This window comes from Dictyobacter sp. Z7_2 (genome assembly GCF_057551105.1).
Genome location: NZ_BAAJPE010000002.1, coordinates 2,283,158 through 2,300,903, shown reverse-complemented (window position 1 = coordinate 2,300,903; position 17,746 = coordinate 2,283,158). Strand labels below are relative to the sequence as shown.

Genomic DNA, 17,746 nt, shown 5'->3' with positions numbered 1-17,746 from the left:
GAGATGCATGCGAAAGATGAGTGATGAGAAGGGATATCCCTGGATGTTTTGGGAGGTCGGTCGTCCCTGGATAAAGACATGGCTAATAGGGTTACTCATAGTTGTCATCAGTATAATCATTTTTATCGTTTACGGGCGTCTCAGCCCAGATATTTCACCAGATAGTCCAGCCGGTTATACATATGCCATTGTAGGCACCTTCTTTATGCTCCTGGCCACGTTTAGTTACACGCGCACCCGACGCTCGCGTCAGCGTAAAATTGGCCAGCTCAATGGAGCCTTGAACTGGCATATCTGTTTTGGAGTAATCGCCATTGTCACGCTCTGCCTGCACTCTTTTGGCAACCTGAATCCACGTACAGGCACCTACGCTCTCTATGGCTTTATTGCACTGATCATCAGCGGCTTCATCGGGCGTATGATCGATCGGATCGCGCCTCGTCAGATAACCAGGCAAGCACGTAAGGCACTCACAGAATATGGCGAGGATCGGATCGAAACGATCTCGCGTAACGTCCAGGAGATTGTCAAATATAATGCCCAGGATCTACACGGTATTAAAACAAATGTAGTCTCGGCACAAAGAGGACCACAGCCAAACAACCTGGTTGCCTCGAATCCACTCAGCATGGGAGGCGGCTCATCACTCCCCAGTTCATGGGATATCGCTTATATTTCTTTAGAAGAGACCCCACAGGAAATCAGCCGAAACAACCAGCAGTATCGCTTTGTACCTGACCGCAGAAGTAATTTATCTTCTCCAGAAGCACTGATGCCTGGTTACAGTGATCAAATGGCAGAGCTCCAGGTTGTCCAGAAAGCATTCCAGCGGGAAGGGTTCTATCGAGCACTGATCCGCTACTGGCGTATCTTTCACGTCCTCCTGGTCCTTACAACCATCGGGCTGACCATCTGGCATCTCGTCTATGCCGGTCAGCTGCTAATACCAGTGCTGCTCCATCACTAAAGTAGCGTCGCACGCTCGCGTGCGATGTCCCAGTAGCTCGTACGTAACACAGGCTCTCGGCGGCGACTGATCGTACGTCGAGTGGGACATCGCACGCGAGCGTGCGACACTACTTTTGGAGATCCACAACCAGAGGTCGCTCCTACTCGTATTACCTACAGAACCATTATCAGGAGGGAAACCATGGTACAACATTCAGCGAACCAATCGTACGTGAATCAGCAGCTCACCAAGAAACTAGCGCATCCAAAACGTTTGGAGATCTTTTTTCATGGCTTTAAGACGGCGAAGCTGGTTAAAGCGCTCATTACTGATGCACGTATACCGTTTGCCCGCAAAGGACTCTTCGTAGGATCAATTGCGGCCTTTTTCATTGTGCTCCTCTTTCCAGATGCTATTCCTGAAATCATTTTGAGTACCGTGTTACCATTTGTAGGAACCATCCTGGGAGTACCTGTCGATGCGGGATTGGATTGGATTGCGTTCGCGCTCGTCGGAGTAAGTCTCCTACGTTTCTTCCCCAAAGAGATACTTTCAGAACACTATGGGAGGATTTTTGAGAAATAAACGTGCATTACATTTACAATTTTTTTAAGAGCAGCTTATTGAGCCAAAAAGGAATCCCCCGCCATCTCGATCAGAAAAACTGATGAGCGATTGGTCGGGGGATCTTTTTGATGAATGAGAATGATTCAAGGCAGAGCTAGTTTATCATTGGCAGTCGCAGGGCGGAACTTTGTGCCTGTATTAATAAATTCAGTTTTCACTACACCATGGACCTCGACAATCATATCCAATTTTTTGTCGGCATTGAGATCTTTAAAGCTCAAAGTTACGGGAGCGAGATCCTCCGGATCATTGCTGGCACCAATGTCGAATACATACGTGATAGATTTGCTGGGATCAGAGGCCATCATCTCATAGATCACGGCTTGATGCTGATAATTGATCGCAATGAAATGACTGGGATGTACGGTACTATCTCCACCGTGGCCAACGACCGCATCGGTCTGATACGTACGTGGCGTCCCATAAGTAATATTATTATATTGCAGATTCCCCCAGGCTAAAGCCCAGGTACCCAAAACCCATAAGGCTAGCATAGCAACCATACCAACGCCAGCGGGTAAGAGCCAATGCACACCATGGCGAGGCTTCTGTTCTTTAATCACGGGAGCCGAGCGAGGGACCGTCCTGGTAGTCGTCCTGGCCGATCTGGGAGCATAGTTGGCCGGGGGTTGCGGCTGCATCGTAGGGAGGCGTGGCTGCCGTCCCGTATGCCCGGATTGACGCATTTGGGGAGGTAAATCTTTCGTCATATCCACATTGCGTCGTGATGGCACGCGGGAAGAAGTCTGTTGCGAACCGGGATAGCGTGGTGGTTGAGTTTGTGTGTTAGTGAGACGAATAGAACTCGAACTTGAACGAGGAGGATCAATCATTCCTTCATCAAAACGATACCCATCGGTATGGGGCGATGTGTCGGCCCGGTTCGTAGGTCGGCCGTAATTTGAGGAATAAGGATCGCGACTACCACCAGTCACCTCTCTTGATCGTCGTCTCAACGCCGGCTGTTCACCTTCGCGCGCCATGAGTAATCCTTTCTCTCGCTGCATAGCATTCTTGCCACTAATACAGGAAGATATTACAGTTTATTGTGAAAACTGATATCGAAAGCTATCATACTATCATACAATGGGCAGTGTCAAATATTTTCGGCCCAGAGCGTTCAAATCTTCTATTTGTCTCATATTATTGCTCAGCTATCCTGCCTCAATATGAATACGTCGCCCGGCGGCTGGACCTGCCTCTCGACTCTACATACCTCTTTATCTATGTACGTACAGAAACCGTGTAAGGTGACAGATGTGTTTCTTTGTTGACAGAGTATGATGAAAATAGAAACGCTTATAGCTATTCCAGTTCACTGGAGAAACAAATAATGGAGACCAAAGATAGATCTGATAACTCATTCTCATCGATAGCGCATCCAGATAGTACACTGCCTGAGTTCATGTATAATCTATCCAGCCTGGCAGAGCTCTACGAATTGGGAGCGCAGATGGGAAAAGAGATCGACCCGCAAGAATTATATCAACACATCCTGACCCATATGCGCAGGATCATACAGGCTCCCGGTGCCTGTCTCCTACTTTATCACAACGTGCAACAACACTTTATTCCAATCGCACATCAGGGAAAAGAGCTACCCTGCGGGCTCCTGGCTAATTCAATACATGAGAAAGAGATAGCGCTATTGGCTATCCAGGGGCCGGGAGCTACCCTGGACGTCAAACATATCCAGCGACAAAACATCTTACTCGTCACACTCAATTGTCAAAAAACATTACTTGGATTGGTTGCTCTAACAATCGCAGAAAATAGCGCGTTATTGGAGGCCAGAGGACTCCTGCTCTCATATATGGGAAATGTTGCAGGTGGCTTGCTTTATTATCATCGGCAACAAAACATCGAACGTAACCAGATCATCGAGCAGGAGCGCAACCGCATCGCCCGCGATCTGCACGATAGCGTTGCACAACAGATCGCCTTTATTCTCTATAAACTAGAATATGTACAACGACTTCTAGAGCAAGATCAAGCTCAAAAAGCTATTCTGGAGACGCAGCACGCCGCTACTATTTTAGCAGAGAGCCTGCAAGAGCTACGAACGAGCATCAATGCCCTCCGTCCAACACCACTGGATCAGCACACACTGAGCGAGGCCCTGACAAATCTGCTCCAGCAGTACCAGGCCAATAATCCGTCTATGAGTATAGAACAGAACATTGAAACCCTGGAAAATGTGCCAGAACAACTTGAGATCACTATCTTTCGTTTATTTCAGGAAGCTCTGACCAATATTTATAAACATGCTCAGGCGACAGCAATACAGATCCACGTAAGCACCAATATGAGTCACTTACAACTTACAATCAGCGATAACGGCAGCGGAATACCAATACGCTGCAGCTACCCATCACCGAACGAAGATGCTGTACTCTCAGAGACAGGCGCTCCGCACATGGGCTTACGCACCATGAGGGAGCGTGTACAAGAAGCGGGGGGAAGTTGGCAGTTTCAGAGTCAACCCGGCCAGGGAACAAGCATCACAGCCAGTTTCCCGCTGGATAACCTGACCGTTGAACTCAGCGATCAGGAGAGAGAAATACTCCGTCTTATCAGCGCTGGCCTGTCGAATCGCACGATTGCGCGTCAATTAACAATCAGTAACGACAGTGTCAAAACACACATTCGCCATATTATGCAAAAGCTTCAGGTAAAAGATCGAGATCAAGCAGCGATCATAGCGACAAAGCAGGGGTGGATATAAAGAAGTTACGACTCTTCTTCATCAGGCAATAATCCCTGACGCAGAGCGAAAATAGCGACCTGAGTGCGATCGCGCAGGTGCAATTTCTGGAAAACGATCGAGAGATAATTCTTGACGGTCTTCTCAGAATACGCTAAGCGCTCCGCAATCTCTTTATTACTCATGCCGGTCGCCAGATAGCGAATGATCTCCACTTCTTTCTCCGACAGTTGAGCCGCATGCTGGCCCGCCTGAGTAGAAGACTCAGGCTGCCTGCGCAGCTCGTTGACCAGCACCCCGGTCAGGGATGGCGAGATGGCGATGCCTCCGGCATGGACGGTGCGGATAGCTTGAGCAACATCACGAGCTGAGACGTTTTTGAGCAGGTATCCACGCGCACCGCTGCGCATAGCTTCAACGATCTGCTGGTTCTGACGATGCATGGTCAACATAATCACAGCAACTGCCGGAAACTGCTGCGCCACCTGGCGTGTAATCGCAATGCCATCCACAACAGGCAGATTGATATCCATCAGCACCACATCTGGATGCAGTTGACGTATCTGTTCCAGAGCACTAAAACCATCGGTTGCATCCCCCACCACCAGGATATCCTCCTCCAGAGAAAAGAGCTGACTCAACCCCTCACGAATCAAAGCATGATCGTCAACGATCAGGACACGAATCTCAGTAGTAGACAGCACAGCCATATCACTTCTGCCATCAGCAGCGCCAGTCGTCGCATGCAGAGGATCGTTGGGCAGCGACGCTTGAACAGGCAGAACCATAGACTCCGCCACAACGTTGGTGTGGATTTGATGCTTACCTCTATCAGAATAGTGCATAGAAAGACTCCTTCAACGGATACATAACAGCAAGCCTCAATGAAGAATCGCATGAAGTCAGATCAACCTTCTTCATACGTATCCATATTTTCAGTATAGCCATTGAACAAATAAGGGAGTCAGTACCTATGGCAGCCAAAAGCAACGTGCAACGTCACAGATCATGAAGCATGGTGAGGAGTTGGCGCGAGTGCTGGCGGTCATGCAGAGGTAACACGTTAACCAGCTGATAAAACTTGCGTGATCCCCAGAGGGGGGAGCTAAAGGGGCGCTCCCAGCCATTGGAAGGGATGTGAGCCAGATAGCTGAAAAGCGCAGCGCGCTGTGCAGCCATCTGCGTCAGGATCTCCTCTAGCAAGAGAGGCTGCTCCGCCGCAGTTTTATCGATGGGGAGTTGCTGGATAAAAGTCTCAAATTGGGGATTATCTTCCGATTGGATACGCTGCATGTGTTGAAGCGCCACGGTGTCCGTAACCAGCAGATGATGGGTCACCAGGAGGGGAGAGATACCATCTTCAGTGAGTGGACGCGCCAAATCTTCATGACGAAAAGTAGCTAGCTGACTCATAAAGTCAATGCGAGCCACGACCATTTTACGCCGCAAGATAGCAAAAGGAGCCTCATTCCCCGACATACATCCTCTCCCCACTAGCCATACTTCTATGGCTCCTCTTGAGGCTTCACCAATTGTTTGTAGAGTCCATCCAGCTCATCCTGATTATTGAAGTGCAGGACAAGTGTGCCTTTGCCACGTGCATTATATTTGAGATCAACTTTGACGGTCAGTGCTTCGCGAAACTGCGCTTCGAGATCAGTTCGCTCAGGCGAATGAGTGGGCACCAGAGCCACATGCTCAAGCGCAGTCTCAACGCTCTCCGTATTCTCGGCCCCTTTGATGCGATCAGCCAGTTCCTCCGCCTGTCGTACTGTCAGGCGTAAAGCGACTATCTGCTTCATGGCCTTAATTTGATCTTCTTCACGCTCGATACCAGCAACCGCACGCGCATGACCTTCGGAAAAGTTCTCCGCCCGATTGACCAGCATATCGCGGATCTGTGGCGGCAGTTGGAGCAGGCGTACAGTATTTGTGATGGTGGTACGGCTCTTACCGACCTGCTTCGCTACGCCATCGTGTGTCAGGCCATACTCCTGTATCAGCATCTGATAGGCCAGAGCTTCCTCGATCGCATTGAGATCAGAGCGCTGAATATTTTCGATCAAGGCTAATTCCAACATCTCCTGGGGAGTAACATCTTTAATAACGACGGGAACCTTCTCCAACCTGGCAAGCTTGGAGGCACGCCAGCGGCGCTCACCCGCAATAATCTGATATTTCACGACCGGGGATTGAGCATCAGATCCAGCCACGGGCGCGCCCGCAAAACCATCACCGAACCAATCGCTCCCGGATTTCTCATCGTTCTCCAGAGAATCCAGGCGTGTCACCACGATCGGTTGGATCAAGCCATGTTCAAGAATCGAATCGCGTAGCTCCAACAGCAAAGGATCATCCTCACGGAAGATACGGCGCGGCTGGCGCGGATTGGGAATGATACTATCAATCAGGACCAGCGGCAGCGCGGCCGGGTCCGTTGCTGTGGATTGTTGGGCCGCCATGATACCTGAAGCCCCAGATATCAATGAATCCAATCCACGACCCAAAGATTTTGGTTTAGCCACGAGCAATCACCTCCTCAGCCAGAGCACGATAGGCCAGACCCCCCGGAGATGTAGGATCATAATCAATGATCGATTGTCCAAAACTGGGAGCCTCACTCAAACGTACATTGCGGTTGATAATGGTCTGAAAAATCTCTTTCGGGAAGTGGCTTCGGACTTCACGGACAATATCAGCGGCCAGGCGCGTACGTGAATCAAACATCGTCATTACCACACCAACGATAAAGAGAGCCGAATTAAGCTTTGATTTTACAATATTGACGGTATTGAGTAACTGGCTCAAACCCTCCAGCGCCAGATATTCGCACTGAATAGGGATGATAATCCCATCGGCCGCCACCAGCGCGTTGATGGTCAGGAGACCCAGCGACGGCGGACAATCAATGATGACGTAATCACAACGTTCACGAATAGGCTCGAGCACCTGACGCAGGCGATATTCACGAGCCAGCGCCCCTACCAATTCGACCTCGGCTGCCGCCAGATCGACCGTACAAGGGGCTACGACCAACTCACGTCTGGTGGTTGGCACAATAACATCAAAGATAGAGATTTCATCGTTTTCTTGCACAAGCAGATCGTAAACCGTATGCGCCCGCTTCTGTTTCAGGACGCCGATCCCACTTGAAGTGTTAGCCTGTGGGTCCATATCAACAAGCAGTACCTTGCGCCCGGTGGCGGCCAGATACGTAGCAAGATTGATAGCGGTGGTCGTTTTGTTGGGTAGGAACGATGCGCCTTGCTCTGTCACCAGAACAGGTTTCACTGGACCCCCCGCCGAACCGGACTTACACATTTCTGCGTATCCGGCTCTCCAATCACTCCTCAATCGTCATTGTCTTCCCAAAAGTGCACATACTCGATCGGTCTGTTCAGTCTTAAATGAACGGATAGAAACAGAACATGTCAGGCAGATAACCCATCCTGAGGATGATCTTGCTTCCGAATGGGTTCGTTAAAATAGGTCAGGATCATCGGACCGGTCTGAGTTTGATACGCAATCCCGACTATTTTCCGTGTGCCAGTAGCTTGTTTCCGTTTCACATCCACGCCATATTTGCGAATGACTTTGGCAACCGAACTTTTTTCCTTGCGAGCAACTGTTTTCACAAGACTGGTATAGTGATAGTACTTGAACTTCCCGATTTTGGTACTGACATCTGTGGCCAGGCAATAGTAATGGTAAAGGCTACTGATCTCAGCGTTGTATTGCTGGATGAGATCAAGCAAGGGTAAATTGATCCGGGCTTTATGATGGATCGCTTTTCCGTTCTCGACAAATGGTTTGAGTTTCTCGCGTATCACGTCTGCCGGCACGAGGAGCTGAATCGTCTCATTAGCTACACGATCTTTAATCTCCAGGGTAGGTGCCAGTGGCTGTTTATGCGCTCTGGCTCTGGTAATCTCATAACCCAGAAATCTGATCCGCTGACTTAACAGATGCGTAATCACAGTTTTCTCCATATCGAGCTCAAGCTGGAGCTCTCGCGCAAGAAAATCCTTGATATTTTGTCGGATCTGTTCCGCCAGATGCTTGTTACCAATGATCATGACGATAAAATCATCTGCGTACCGCGTGTATTTGATCTTGATTGTATCCTGATCAAATTGGGCGCAGATCTGCTCCATATACGCGTCCAGTTCATGAAGATAGATATTTACCAGCAGAGAACTCACAGTGCCTCTTTGAGAAATTGCTGTGAGCGATGTTGCTGGCAGATCTCGTTCCATGTATCCCGCATCGAGAAACTTGTCGATCAGGTTGAGAAAACGACCATCGCTGATCCTTCTGGCGAGCAATTCACGGAGCTTTCCTGATTGAATATGCTCAAAAAAATCTTTGATAGCGCCCTCAATCACCCAGTTCGTTCCCTTGCATGTTGTCTTCACCTGAACCAATGCAGTATGACAACTCCGGCCGGGCCGAAACCCATGGGAGGTATCTTTAAAGATTGGCTCATAAATTGCCTGTAACAGCATCCGCACCACTTCTTGTACAAGCTCGTCACGCAAAGGAGGGGTATCAGAGGTCTTGAAGGTTCCATGCGACTTGTGCAGGGAACTTTGGCGGACAGATTGAGGATTGTAGGTTTCTTGTCGTAGCGCTGCAATCGTATCTTGCAGCACTTTGAGCTTAAAGCCGTCCATAGTTCCTTCGTCTGTATCCTGGACCTGATTTCCTTCTTTTACGTAGATGTTGCTATAGGCCAGCATGTACATATCCAGGTTAAATAGATTTCTGTACAGTCTATCGAAAACATATGCGCTACTTTTGGTCGACTTTTGACTGAGCATTGATAGAATCACTTCAGCATTCTGCATTACGCATACCTCTGCATTCTCTCAATTGAATGATCTGTCCCCCTTCGCCAAGTAGCAGGCGTTACCTACCTCAGACTACTATGGGGACTCCGTAACCGTGTCAGGTATTCAGAGTCTGGACTCATAGCCCTTATATATGGGCATCCTGATTTAGGTTATCTCCGTTTAGCTTTCATTTTGTACAGGGCAGATGGTTTAGGCTCCCGTTCGTTTCTTTCACGCACTGTCTGGTGCGCCGCGGGGATGCTAGAGAGTACAGGAGTCGTAGGAAAATACTTCTGTAAACTTCCCCGGTGTACTTGATTATTCAGCCTGCGTACACCCCGGTGGGTTAGGGCCAAGAAACTAGGTTTAAGGCAGTTTAGCTTTAGCCATGCCATCTCGTGGCCTTGCAGCACTATCTGTAAGCTGACCTCCAAATATGCCGCTTTACTAGCATGCTATGTTCCCTTGCGACGTTTCCATCTCCGGTAAGCTAGTTGACCATGCGGGTTCTCTCTACCCACAGTTCCCTCAGGAACGATACAAAATGCACCTTACGGACGCACACCGACGCCACCCTTCTGGTTCGTTATTGCATACACTTTTGACAAAGGTTGCTACCGTACCTTTCCTCTTCCATGACGAAGACCATAAAGCTCCGCTTTCAACGACATTGTAGCAAATGTAACCGAGAGAAGCAACTTTTCCCACCCCGCAAACTTGCCACCCAGACACAACCCTGTAAAAGTAACGTCCGGAAAATCGTGTCCCCTAAAGAGATCAAGCCAACCGACGTGACATTGGAGATGTGTATCCCAATGGGATGAGACGCTCACCGACGTAGCGCCGTGGTCTTGTGCCCGGCGGCCAGTTCACGCACGTAAAATCCCATTATGGGATTCCTTACACACAATTGCCTATCTTTTTGATCAAGTATGATAGTTGTGAAGATATTCTTCGTGCGATATCTCTCTTCTTTCGATATTGCATGACAAAATCGAAAGTTACGTACTTCAAGAGTCCGCCGGGCACAAGACCACGGCGCTACGTTGGCTGGCGTCTCCTCACGTAGCAAGCCGTTTTTTACAACACCGTAATCCGCTACAATGTGATGCGGTTGCCGCCAGCGGGCATGGTAAAGCGTAGGAAGCCACCGTTCGCCAGGCGCGTGCAGACGACGGCGATGGTGTAGAATACGAATAAGAAGGCTGCTGTCCGTAGTTCGTCGAGCACAAAGCTGAGCAGGCTTAAATGATTAGATCCACTCGCCAGCAGGCGCGCAATCGCCGGTCCATGTTGCACGTCAAACATGCTCACAGGCAGGCCGCCGATCAGGCTAATCAGTATATCCAGAGCCAGGCAGAGCGCCGCCAGGCGCAGCGCTAACAGCCAGAAACGCTTACTGAGACGCTCCCGTTTCGTCGAAGTCATACGACGAGCCGCCCACACAGGTGGTAAAATATACATACAGGTCAGGAACAGCAGAGGTATGGCCACAAAAGTCCAATCGGGAAAGAAAGTAGGAGTAATCAAAGCCCCAAGCCGACCAAAGGCATAAATGATCATGCCTTCGATGATACCTCGACGATAACTCACTTTATTAAATAGCATAAAGACAAACCTGATTTCGCCTTATGAAAATTGAATAGCAGAAAACATATTGGTATGACACAGAGAGTAGATTAATGGCAACCACAGCCGCCACCGCCACAACCGCAGCTCCCGGCATCATCTGACGAGCCCTCGAAAGAAGCATCAGCGCCGCCACGGGGAGACGCAAACACGGACAGCAAGCGACGCACTTTCTCGCTATGACATTTCATACACACGACATCATTGGAATGCTTGTGACTGACAAGCAGCTCAAACTTGGAATTGCAATCGGAGCAATAATACTCGTACAATGGCATAAAAAAGTACCTCCAACCTGACTATGGGGAACACGTTATATCAACAGATATTGTAGTGTGTGACTTTGACTGCGTCAAGTCAAACCATAGACGTTCAGAAACACAATTTCTTGACTAGAAATATGCGACCGCACATTTCTGATCTGAACGCAAGGAATTATTACGATAAAGGATGAAAAAAAGATGGCCCTGACAATAGGAATTATCGGTTTGCCACAAAGCGGTAAGACCAGCTTGTTTAACGCTTTAACCAAGGCTGGTGCACCCATCAGTGGATACGCAGCCAGCACAGTCCAGGCAAACATCGGCGTCGTCCAGGTACCAGACGCCCGACTGCAACCGCTCGCAGATATCTTCCAGCCAAAAAAAGTAACGCCCACCACCGTCGAATTCGTGGATGTGGCTGGTATGGGACAGGCATCGCAGGCAGCTAAAGAGAAAAAAGAGGGCTTGAACGCTGAGTTTCTGGGACATATCCGCAATGCGGATGCGTTAGCGATCGTCCTACGTAGCTTCGCCAACGATAATGTACCACATATCAACAATAAGATTGATCCCTTCAGTGACCTGGAAAGCTTGAATGCCGAGCTGATTATTACCGATCTGGCCTCGGTCGAGAAGCGTCTGGAGCGGAGTATCAGGGCGGGAAAATCTGGTGATAAAAAGTATCAGCAAGAGACCGATATCCTGCGCCGCTTCCAGACGACGCTTGAGGAGTTCAAGCTGGTAAAGGATCTTGAACTGGGGCAACCAGAACAGGCCCTGCTCAAAGAGCTCTTCCTGTTAACCATGAAGCCACGCATGTATGTGCTGAACGTGAGCGAGAGCACGCTGGGCGATGCCAACGATCTGCTGGATAAGGTGAACGCGAATGAGAAGATCGATGAGACGAAGCTGAGCACTGAACTGGAAGGCATTCTCAGAGTGGCCCAGCGAGCCAAAAGCGAAGGTTCTGAAGTAGCAGCCGTCTCGGCCAGTCTTGAGGCGGAGCTCTCAGAGCTCCCCGAAGAAGATGCCCAGGAGTATTTAGAGTCGCTGGGACTGCCTAAGCTGGGAGCCGATCGGGTGATCCAGGTTGGCTATCGCCTGCTCAATCTGATTACCTTCCTGACCGCTGGCGAAGATGAGGTGCGCGCCTGGACTGTGACGCAAGGTGCCAAAGCACCAGAAGCGGCCGGCAAGATCCACTCTGACATCGAGCGTGGCTTTATTCGCGCTGAAGTCGTCCACTTCAACGACTTCATAGAAAGCGGATCATTTGCTGCCGCCACCAAAAAAGGTGTCCTGCGCCTGGAGGGCAAAGAGTATGTGGTGAAGGATGGCGATATTGCCCACTTCCGCTTCAATGTCGGCAAGTAGGCAACGTCCGATACCAGTACGATGATTATGTGTATTGCTTGATGATCTTATCAACCAATCCACCAATCTCGTGCCATAAGTGGTGCTGATAATCCAGCATGCGCGATTGGTTCAGATCGAAGTCACGATTACCCGCATCTTTCCTGGCATTTTCAGCAAATTGTTGGGATAAGGCACGAGTCTTATCCCCACGACCATGCAGATAAACACCAAGTTCATTCAGGTCATTCAATAAAGCATCATATTTCTCTTCTTTTGTCGCCATGGGATGTACTCCTGAAGCAATTTCTATTTCTTGTAAATAATAGCGATAGCATCTCTTCTATCTATTCTATGAGAGATAGCAAGAGGTCGCAAGAGATCACTATCAGACGAATATCCCGATGACGATATGTTATGAACGCTTGGAGAAAACCCATAAGCGCATGCCAGTATAAGAAATAAGAAAGGTACCAAAGATGGCAATGATCTTTGAGGCATTGGCCCACAATGTAGGATTAATATTTTGTAAGTGAATCATATTGCTACACAGCCAGATGAGTAGATCGTTGACACAGATCCCAACCAGTGTTGTGATGATAAAACGTGCCACTTCTCCGGGAGCGATCTTCTGTCGCTGGCTAAATGTCCAGTACTTGTTCAGGATAAAACTATTGATACCACCAAAGGCATAGGCCAGCGAGTTGTACATGACCAGATTGACTGAATTGTCGGTCGGAAATAGCCACAGCAAGCAGTTAAACAGCAGAAGATCTAAGACTGTATTCAATCCTCCAACCAGACAAAAGCGCAACACTTGAAAGACAAACTGTTTCCAAATTTTTTGCATAGAGCCACTTAAAGATGGGGTAATCATAGGGGATAGAGTTGGATCAATTACAATAGCTTCACTCGCAGGAAGGTTCACTACAGGCGGCTCAGTCTTCACAAGTTGTAGATCTAGATCGTTAATAATATTTTGGCTCCTCATAAACTTCTCAACTTCTCCTTACAAGAGGATTAGCTGTTTTATACATAGACATCATCCTCTTACAAATTCATTCATTTGTTTTTATTTGGCATCGATTCATCTATCTAACATCGATGATTATGCTGCTTTGATTAGAACTTCCTCGGTGAGGTTTCCTCTACACTATAGCCAACAGATAACAGAGATTTCTCAAATTTAAATCAAATTTTTCTAAGCTTTTTGTAGGGTGATTTTTCCTGACACTCAGCAGGTTGCTGTTTGACACTTTTCATAGCTCACGTTTACAATGAATGAGCAATACAAAGGAGATTTAACCTGTGAACAGAGCACGCGAGATTCAGGAAGCAGAGATTATTGCCACGACCCGTATTGGGATTATCGGTGGAGGCCAGTTAGGTTTGATGATTAGTGAGGCGGCGATCAAAGCAGGATTTGCCGCCGTAACAGTCCTTGATCCCACTCCACAATGTCCGGCGGCCAGCGTGGCGGAACAGATAGTAGGAAGCTTAAAAGATCCTCTGGCCTTGCGCCAGCTGGCCGATCGCTCAGACGTTTTAACCTACGAAATTGAGCATATTAATACTGAGGCTTTACAAGTTTTACAAAATGAGGGCGTCAAAATCTATCCAGCGCCAGAGCTACTCGCCGTCATTCAAAATAAATTTGAGCAGAAGGAATTTCTGAGCAGACACAACATCCCGGTCGCCCCGTATATGTCGATTGCTTCAACGGCAGACATAGAGCAAGCAGTGCAAGCCTGGGGCTATCCATTGGTGCTAAAAGCCAAGAAAGATGCCTACGACGGACGTGGGAACGCACGCATTAACGGTCCAGAGGACATCAAAGCGGCACTCGATAGGCTCGGTGAGCGCGAGCTGTACATCGAAAAATGTCTGGATCTGGATAAAGAACTGGGTATTATGATCGCTCGCAATGAGCGCGGCGAGACATCAACCTTTCCGGTCGTCGAGATGATCCATGCACGCGACATCTGTTTGACCGTGCTGGCACCGGCTCCGATCTCTGAAGCCCTGCAACAGGAAGTACAGGAGATCGCCCTGCATACGATCGATACGCTCAAAGGGATCGGCATTTTCGGCGTCGAGATGTTTCTGGATAAGCAGGGAAAAATCTGGTTGAACGAAATCGCTCCACGTCCACACAATTCCGGACATTACACGATTGAAGCCTGTCAGACATCGCAATTTGAGCAGCAGTTACGCGCCGTAACCAATCTCACCCTGACCTCAACCAGAATGCTTTATCCCGTGGCGGTCATGGAAAATATTCTTGGCGAGCGCAACGGCCCCACAGAGATTCACTGGTCTCACGACTATGATCATACATATGTCTTTCCACATCTATATGGGAAACGCGAGACAAAGATCGATCGCAAAATGGGACATATCACGGTGGTCGGAGATGATCTGGACAGCGTCTATAAACAAGCAAAGGAGGCGAGGGCCTCGCTCTCGATATAAAGCAGCACCATGTCAGACAAACAACAACCCATCCAACAGGGAGCCAATCAGGAACATGGAATTCTGGTCTCGTCGGAAGGCATCGGCTCGGACGCCAGCGGAGAGCCGCTGGTCTTAGTCACAATGGGAAGCGATTCCGATCTGCCTTTGATGATGAAAGCGGTAGATACGCTACGCTATGAGTTCAACATCCCCTGTCTCGTACAGATCAACTCGGTGCATCGCGATCTACGCACAGTCGTGCAGCACATCGACAATCTGCCAGCCTCGATACAAGTGATTATTGCCTGCGCCGGAGGAGCCGCACATCTGCCCGGCAACATCGCCGATCTGCGTGCCGACCTGCCTGTCATAGGCGTACCACGGGACCTCGGACCGCTCAAAGGGGTTGATGCACTGCTCTCGATGGTACAGATGCCTGAGGGGGCTCCCGTGGCTGTGATGGCGATTGGCGATGCCGGAGCCGTCAACGCAGCCATCCATGCAGCCAAAGAGCTAGCCATTGGGCAGCCTGAGATTAAAGAGCGTCTACGCACATATGCCGAGAAGCGCAAAAACCGGGTCGCCAAACAAAATCAGAACTTAGAAAATACACTCGGTGGCTATACCAAAAAGAATACTTAAAGGGAACTCGTCCGCCCATGTAGAGCTATCTCCCCTCGTTTGATCCTCGACGTGCGGGGGAAACTTTGATATAATGGGGAAAATACAGTGTAGAACAATAGTTTCAAACCGGAGAGAGATATGGAGGACCGCCTCGTTTCGCCCAATGTCAGCGAAGAGGAACAGTTGATCGAAGGAAGTTTACGTCCTCGCCGCCTGTCTGAATATGTTGGTCAAGATAAAATCAAAGATAATCTGAGTATTTTACTGGAAGCAGCACGCCGCCGCAGCGAATCGGTGGATCACGTGCTGCTCTATGGCCCGCCTGGATTGGGAAAAACGACGCTGTGTAATATCATCGCCGCCGAAATGGGTGTTAACCTGCGAACCACGTCTGGACCTGCGATCGAGCATGCCGGAGATCTCGCCTCCATACTCACATCCCTGCAATCGGGAGAGATCCTCTTCATCGACGAAATCCATCGTCTGGCACGTCCGGTAGAAGAGCGACTCTATTCCGCGATGGAGGACTTCGCTCTCGATGTGATGATCGGGAAAGGTCCAAGCGCCAGATCGCTACGCCTCAACCTCCCACCCTTCACTGTCGTGGGAGCAACAACACGCGTCGGTTCGCTAACCGCGCCGCTACGCGATCGCTTCGGAGCCATCTACCGCATGGAATACTACGATCTACCCGCACTAAAATCGATTGTGGCTCGCTCAGCCCGTATCTTAAAAGTGGCGGCAGACCTGGATGGCATCGAAGAGATTGCTGGCCGCGCTCGTGGCACACCTCGTATTGTGAATCGGCTGCTCAAGCGTGTTCGCGACTACGCTCAGGTAAGAGCCGATGGAGTGATCACGCGCGAGGTGGCTAAAGCGGCACTGGATGCGATGGAGGTCGATGAGATTGGCCTGGATCAGACTGATCGCAATATGCTGCTGACGATTATTCAGAAATTCAATGGTGGTCCGGTCGGTCTGGACACATTGGCGGCCAGCACCAGCGAAGATTCAGAAACGATTGAAGATGTCTATGAGCCTTATCTGTTGCAATTAGGCTTTATTGCACGCACGCCACGTGGGCGTATCGCCATGCGTGCCGCCTATGAACATCTAGGCATGACACTACCGGGAGAAGGTACACAGAACCTGTGGATAACACCCTTAAAATAAGCGATTTTGATTATGAGCTACCATTAGAGTTGATTGCTCAAACTCCGATCGAGCCACGCGATGCCTCACGACTTCTGATTGTCCAGCGTGAGGCACGCGCTTTTGAACACCGACATTTTCGCGACCTCGGCGACTATTTGCGTCCGGGAGACCTACTGATCGCCAATCAAAGCCGTGTCATCCCGGCTCGATTGCTTGGACAACGCGTTGAAAGTGGCGGCGCAGCAGAAGTATTGCTCTTGAGGGAGCGTCCCGATCTGGGACCAGACCACTGGGAAACGCTGGTCCGGCCCGGTCGCCGTCTACGCGCCGGAGCCAGATTGAGCTTTGGTCCAACAGGAGAGCCTCCGCGCCTGCTGGCGGAGATCCAACAGCATACAGATGCAGGTGGTCGCATCGTCTCTTTCTCGGTGCCGGAGCAGCCAGCCACGAACGATCCCTACCAGGTACTGACAGTACGGCAGCGCATCGATGAGATCGGCCGCATGCCCTTACCTCCTTATATCCATGAGACACTGGAAGATCAAGAGCGCTATCAGACTGTCTATGCACGCATCCAGGGATCGGCCGCCGCGCCCACTGCTGGCCTGCACTTCACGCCCGAGCTGCTTGAGAGCCTGAGGCAGCAAGGCGTCCAGACTGGCTTCGTGACTCTTCATGTGGGGCTGGACACCTTTCGTCCGGTGGAGCATGAAAATGTCCACGAGCACAAAATGCACAGCGAGGAGATTGAGCTGGATAGCCCCACCGCTGACTTGATCAATGCGACCAGACAGGCAGGAGGACGCATCATCGCCGTAGGCACCACCTCCGTACGCGTGCTTGAGAGTGTCGCCAGTATCTATGATGGACAGATACAGGCGTATAAAGGTGACACCAGCCTCTTTATCACTCCCGGTACCCGCTATCAGGTCGTTGACGCCATGATCACAAATTTCCACTTACCGCGCTCGACCCTGCTCTTACTTGTCAGTGCATTTATGGGGAAAGAGCTCATGCAACAGGCCTATCAGGAAGCGATACGCGAACGCTATCGTTTCTTCAGTTTCGGAGATGCCATGTTGCTGCTTTAAGCAAAAATAAAGACGAGGAAGCTTTGGCTCCATAACAACTATTCTTGACGCTCGAATAACTCAAG

The 17,746-nt window shown here is 49.7% G+C and carries 18 protein-coding genes; 8 read left to right on the top strand and 10 right to left on the bottom strand.

The features are described from left to right. The first annotated feature begins 7 nt into the window (after positions 1 to 7). Positions 8 to 967, top strand: coding sequence for a hypothetical protein (locus AC27N8_RS23090; protein ID WP_487069768.1), 960 nt, complete (start codon positions 8 to 10; stop codon positions 965 to 967). 183 nt (positions 968 to 1,150) lie between these two features. After that, complete coding sequence (locus tag AC27N8_RS23085) at positions 1,151 to 1,534, top strand: hypothetical protein (protein WP_487069766.1); 384 nt, start codon at positions 1,151 to 1,153, stop codon at positions 1,532 to 1,534. 125 nt (positions 1,535 to 1,659) lie between these two features. Here AC27N8_RS23085 and AC27N8_RS23080 read toward each other — a convergent pair whose 3' ends face one another. Next, complete coding sequence (locus tag AC27N8_RS23080; RefSeq protein WP_487069764.1) at positions 1,660 to 2,559, bottom strand: hypothetical protein; 900 nt, start codon at positions 2,557 to 2,559, stop codon at positions 1,660 to 1,662. 350 nt (positions 2,560 to 2,909) lie between these two features. Between AC27N8_RS23080 and AC27N8_RS23075 the strand changes: the two genes are divergently transcribed. After that, complete coding sequence (locus AC27N8_RS23075; RefSeq protein ID WP_487069762.1) at positions 2,910 to 4,301, top strand: helix-turn-helix transcriptional regulator; 1,392 nt, start codon at positions 2,910 to 2,912, stop codon at positions 4,299 to 4,301. A gap of 5 nt (positions 4,302 to 4,306) precedes the next feature. On the opposite strand, the gene AC27N8_RS23070 is transcribed toward AC27N8_RS23075, so the two are convergent. The 7 genes from AC27N8_RS23070 to AC27N8_RS23040 form a co-directional block, all read right to left on the bottom strand. Continuing rightward, the gene (locus tag AC27N8_RS23070; protein ID WP_487069760.1) at positions 4,307 to 5,125 is read right to left on the bottom strand and encodes a response regulator; all 819 of its coding nucleotides are present in this window, start codon (positions 5,123 to 5,125) and stop codon (positions 4,307 to 4,309) included. A 154-nt stretch (positions 5,126 to 5,279) separates the two neighbouring features. Beyond that, positions 5,280 to 5,759: a DinB family protein gene (locus AC27N8_RS23065; protein WP_487069758.1), complete on the bottom strand. Its 480-nt coding sequence runs from the start codon at positions 5,757 to 5,759 to the stop codon at positions 5,280 to 5,282. Positions 5,760 to 5,785: 26 nt separating this feature from the next. Next, positions 5,786 to 6,805 carry a ParB/RepB/Spo0J family partition protein gene (locus tag AC27N8_RS23060; RefSeq protein WP_487069756.1) on the bottom strand — a complete coding sequence of 340 codons (1,020 nt, stop codon included), beginning with the start codon at positions 6,803 to 6,805 and terminating at the stop codon, positions 5,786 to 5,788. Further along, positions 6,798 to 7,601: a ParA family protein gene (locus AC27N8_RS23055; RefSeq protein ID WP_487069754.1), complete on the bottom strand. Its 804-nt coding sequence runs from the start codon at positions 7,599 to 7,601 to the stop codon at positions 6,798 to 6,800. Before AC27N8_RS23055 ends, AC27N8_RS23060 begins: the two co-directional genes overlap by 8 nt. Positions 7,602 to 7,711: 110 nt before the next feature. Then, positions 7,712 to 9,127, bottom strand: a complete 1,416-nt coding sequence (locus tag AC27N8_RS23050; RefSeq protein ID WP_487069752.1) for a reverse transcriptase domain-containing protein — start codon at positions 9,125 to 9,127, stop codon at positions 7,712 to 7,714. 1,083 nt (positions 9,128 to 10,210) lie between these two features. Beyond that, positions 10,211 to 10,720: a hypothetical protein gene (locus AC27N8_RS23045; RefSeq protein WP_487069750.1), complete on the bottom strand. Its 510-nt coding sequence runs from the start codon at positions 10,718 to 10,720 to the stop codon at positions 10,211 to 10,213. A gap of 71 nt (positions 10,721 to 10,791) precedes the next feature. Then, positions 10,792 to 11,019 carry an FmdB family zinc ribbon protein gene (locus AC27N8_RS23040; protein ID WP_487069748.1) on the bottom strand — a complete coding sequence of 76 codons (228 nt, stop codon included), beginning with the start codon at positions 11,017 to 11,019 and terminating at the stop codon, positions 10,792 to 10,794. A gap of 183 nt (positions 11,020 to 11,202) precedes the next feature. Here AC27N8_RS23040 and ychF point away from each other — a divergent pair, with 183 nt between their 5' ends. Then, positions 11,203 to 12,378, top strand: a complete 1,176-nt coding sequence (ychF, locus tag AC27N8_RS23035; RefSeq protein ID WP_487069746.1) for a redox-regulated ATPase YchF — start codon at positions 11,203 to 11,205, stop codon at positions 12,376 to 12,378. Positions 12,379 to 12,403: 25 nt separating this feature from the next. Here the strand turns inward: ychF and AC27N8_RS23030 are convergent, their stop codons facing one another. Together AC27N8_RS23030 and AC27N8_RS23025 are read right to left on the bottom strand one after the other, a co-directional pair. After that, positions 12,404 to 12,643: a hypothetical protein gene (locus AC27N8_RS23030; RefSeq protein WP_487069744.1), complete on the bottom strand. Its 240-nt coding sequence runs from the start codon at positions 12,641 to 12,643 to the stop codon at positions 12,404 to 12,406. Between the two features lie 129 nt (positions 12,644 to 12,772). Then, positions 12,773 to 13,348: a GtrA family protein gene (locus AC27N8_RS23025; protein WP_487069742.1), complete on the bottom strand. Its 576-nt coding sequence runs from the start codon at positions 13,346 to 13,348 to the stop codon at positions 12,773 to 12,775. 317 nt (positions 13,349 to 13,665) lie between these two features. Between AC27N8_RS23025 and AC27N8_RS23020 the strand changes: the two genes are divergently transcribed. The 4 genes from AC27N8_RS23020 to queA all read left to right on the top strand — a co-directional run bounded on the left by AC27N8_RS23020 (position 13,666) and on the right by queA (position 17,681). Then, positions 13,666 to 14,829: a 5-(carboxyamino)imidazole ribonucleotide synthase gene (locus AC27N8_RS23020; RefSeq protein WP_487069740.1), complete on the top strand. Its 1,164-nt coding sequence runs from the start codon at positions 13,666 to 13,668 to the stop codon at positions 14,827 to 14,829. A gap of 9 nt (positions 14,830 to 14,838) precedes the next feature. Next, the gene (locus AC27N8_RS23015; protein WP_487069738.1) at positions 14,839 to 15,453 is read left to right on the top strand and encodes a 5-(carboxyamino)imidazole ribonucleotide mutase; all 615 of its coding nucleotides are present in this window, start codon (positions 14,839 to 14,841) and stop codon (positions 15,451 to 15,453) included. A 120-nt stretch (positions 15,454 to 15,573) separates the two neighbouring features. Continuing rightward, positions 15,574 to 16,608 carry a Holliday junction branch migration DNA helicase RuvB gene (gene ruvB, locus AC27N8_RS23010; protein WP_487069736.1) on the top strand — a complete coding sequence of 345 codons (1,035 nt, stop codon included), beginning with the start codon at positions 15,574 to 15,576 and terminating at the stop codon, positions 16,606 to 16,608. Continuing rightward, positions 16,587 to 17,681, top strand: coding sequence for a tRNA preQ1(34) S-adenosylmethionine ribosyltransferase-isomerase QueA (gene queA / locus AC27N8_RS23005; protein ID WP_487069734.1), 1,095 nt, complete (start codon positions 16,587 to 16,589; stop codon positions 17,679 to 17,681). Before ruvB ends, queA begins: the two co-directional genes overlap by 22 nt. The last annotated feature ends 65 nt before the right edge of the window (positions 17,682 to 17,746 follow it).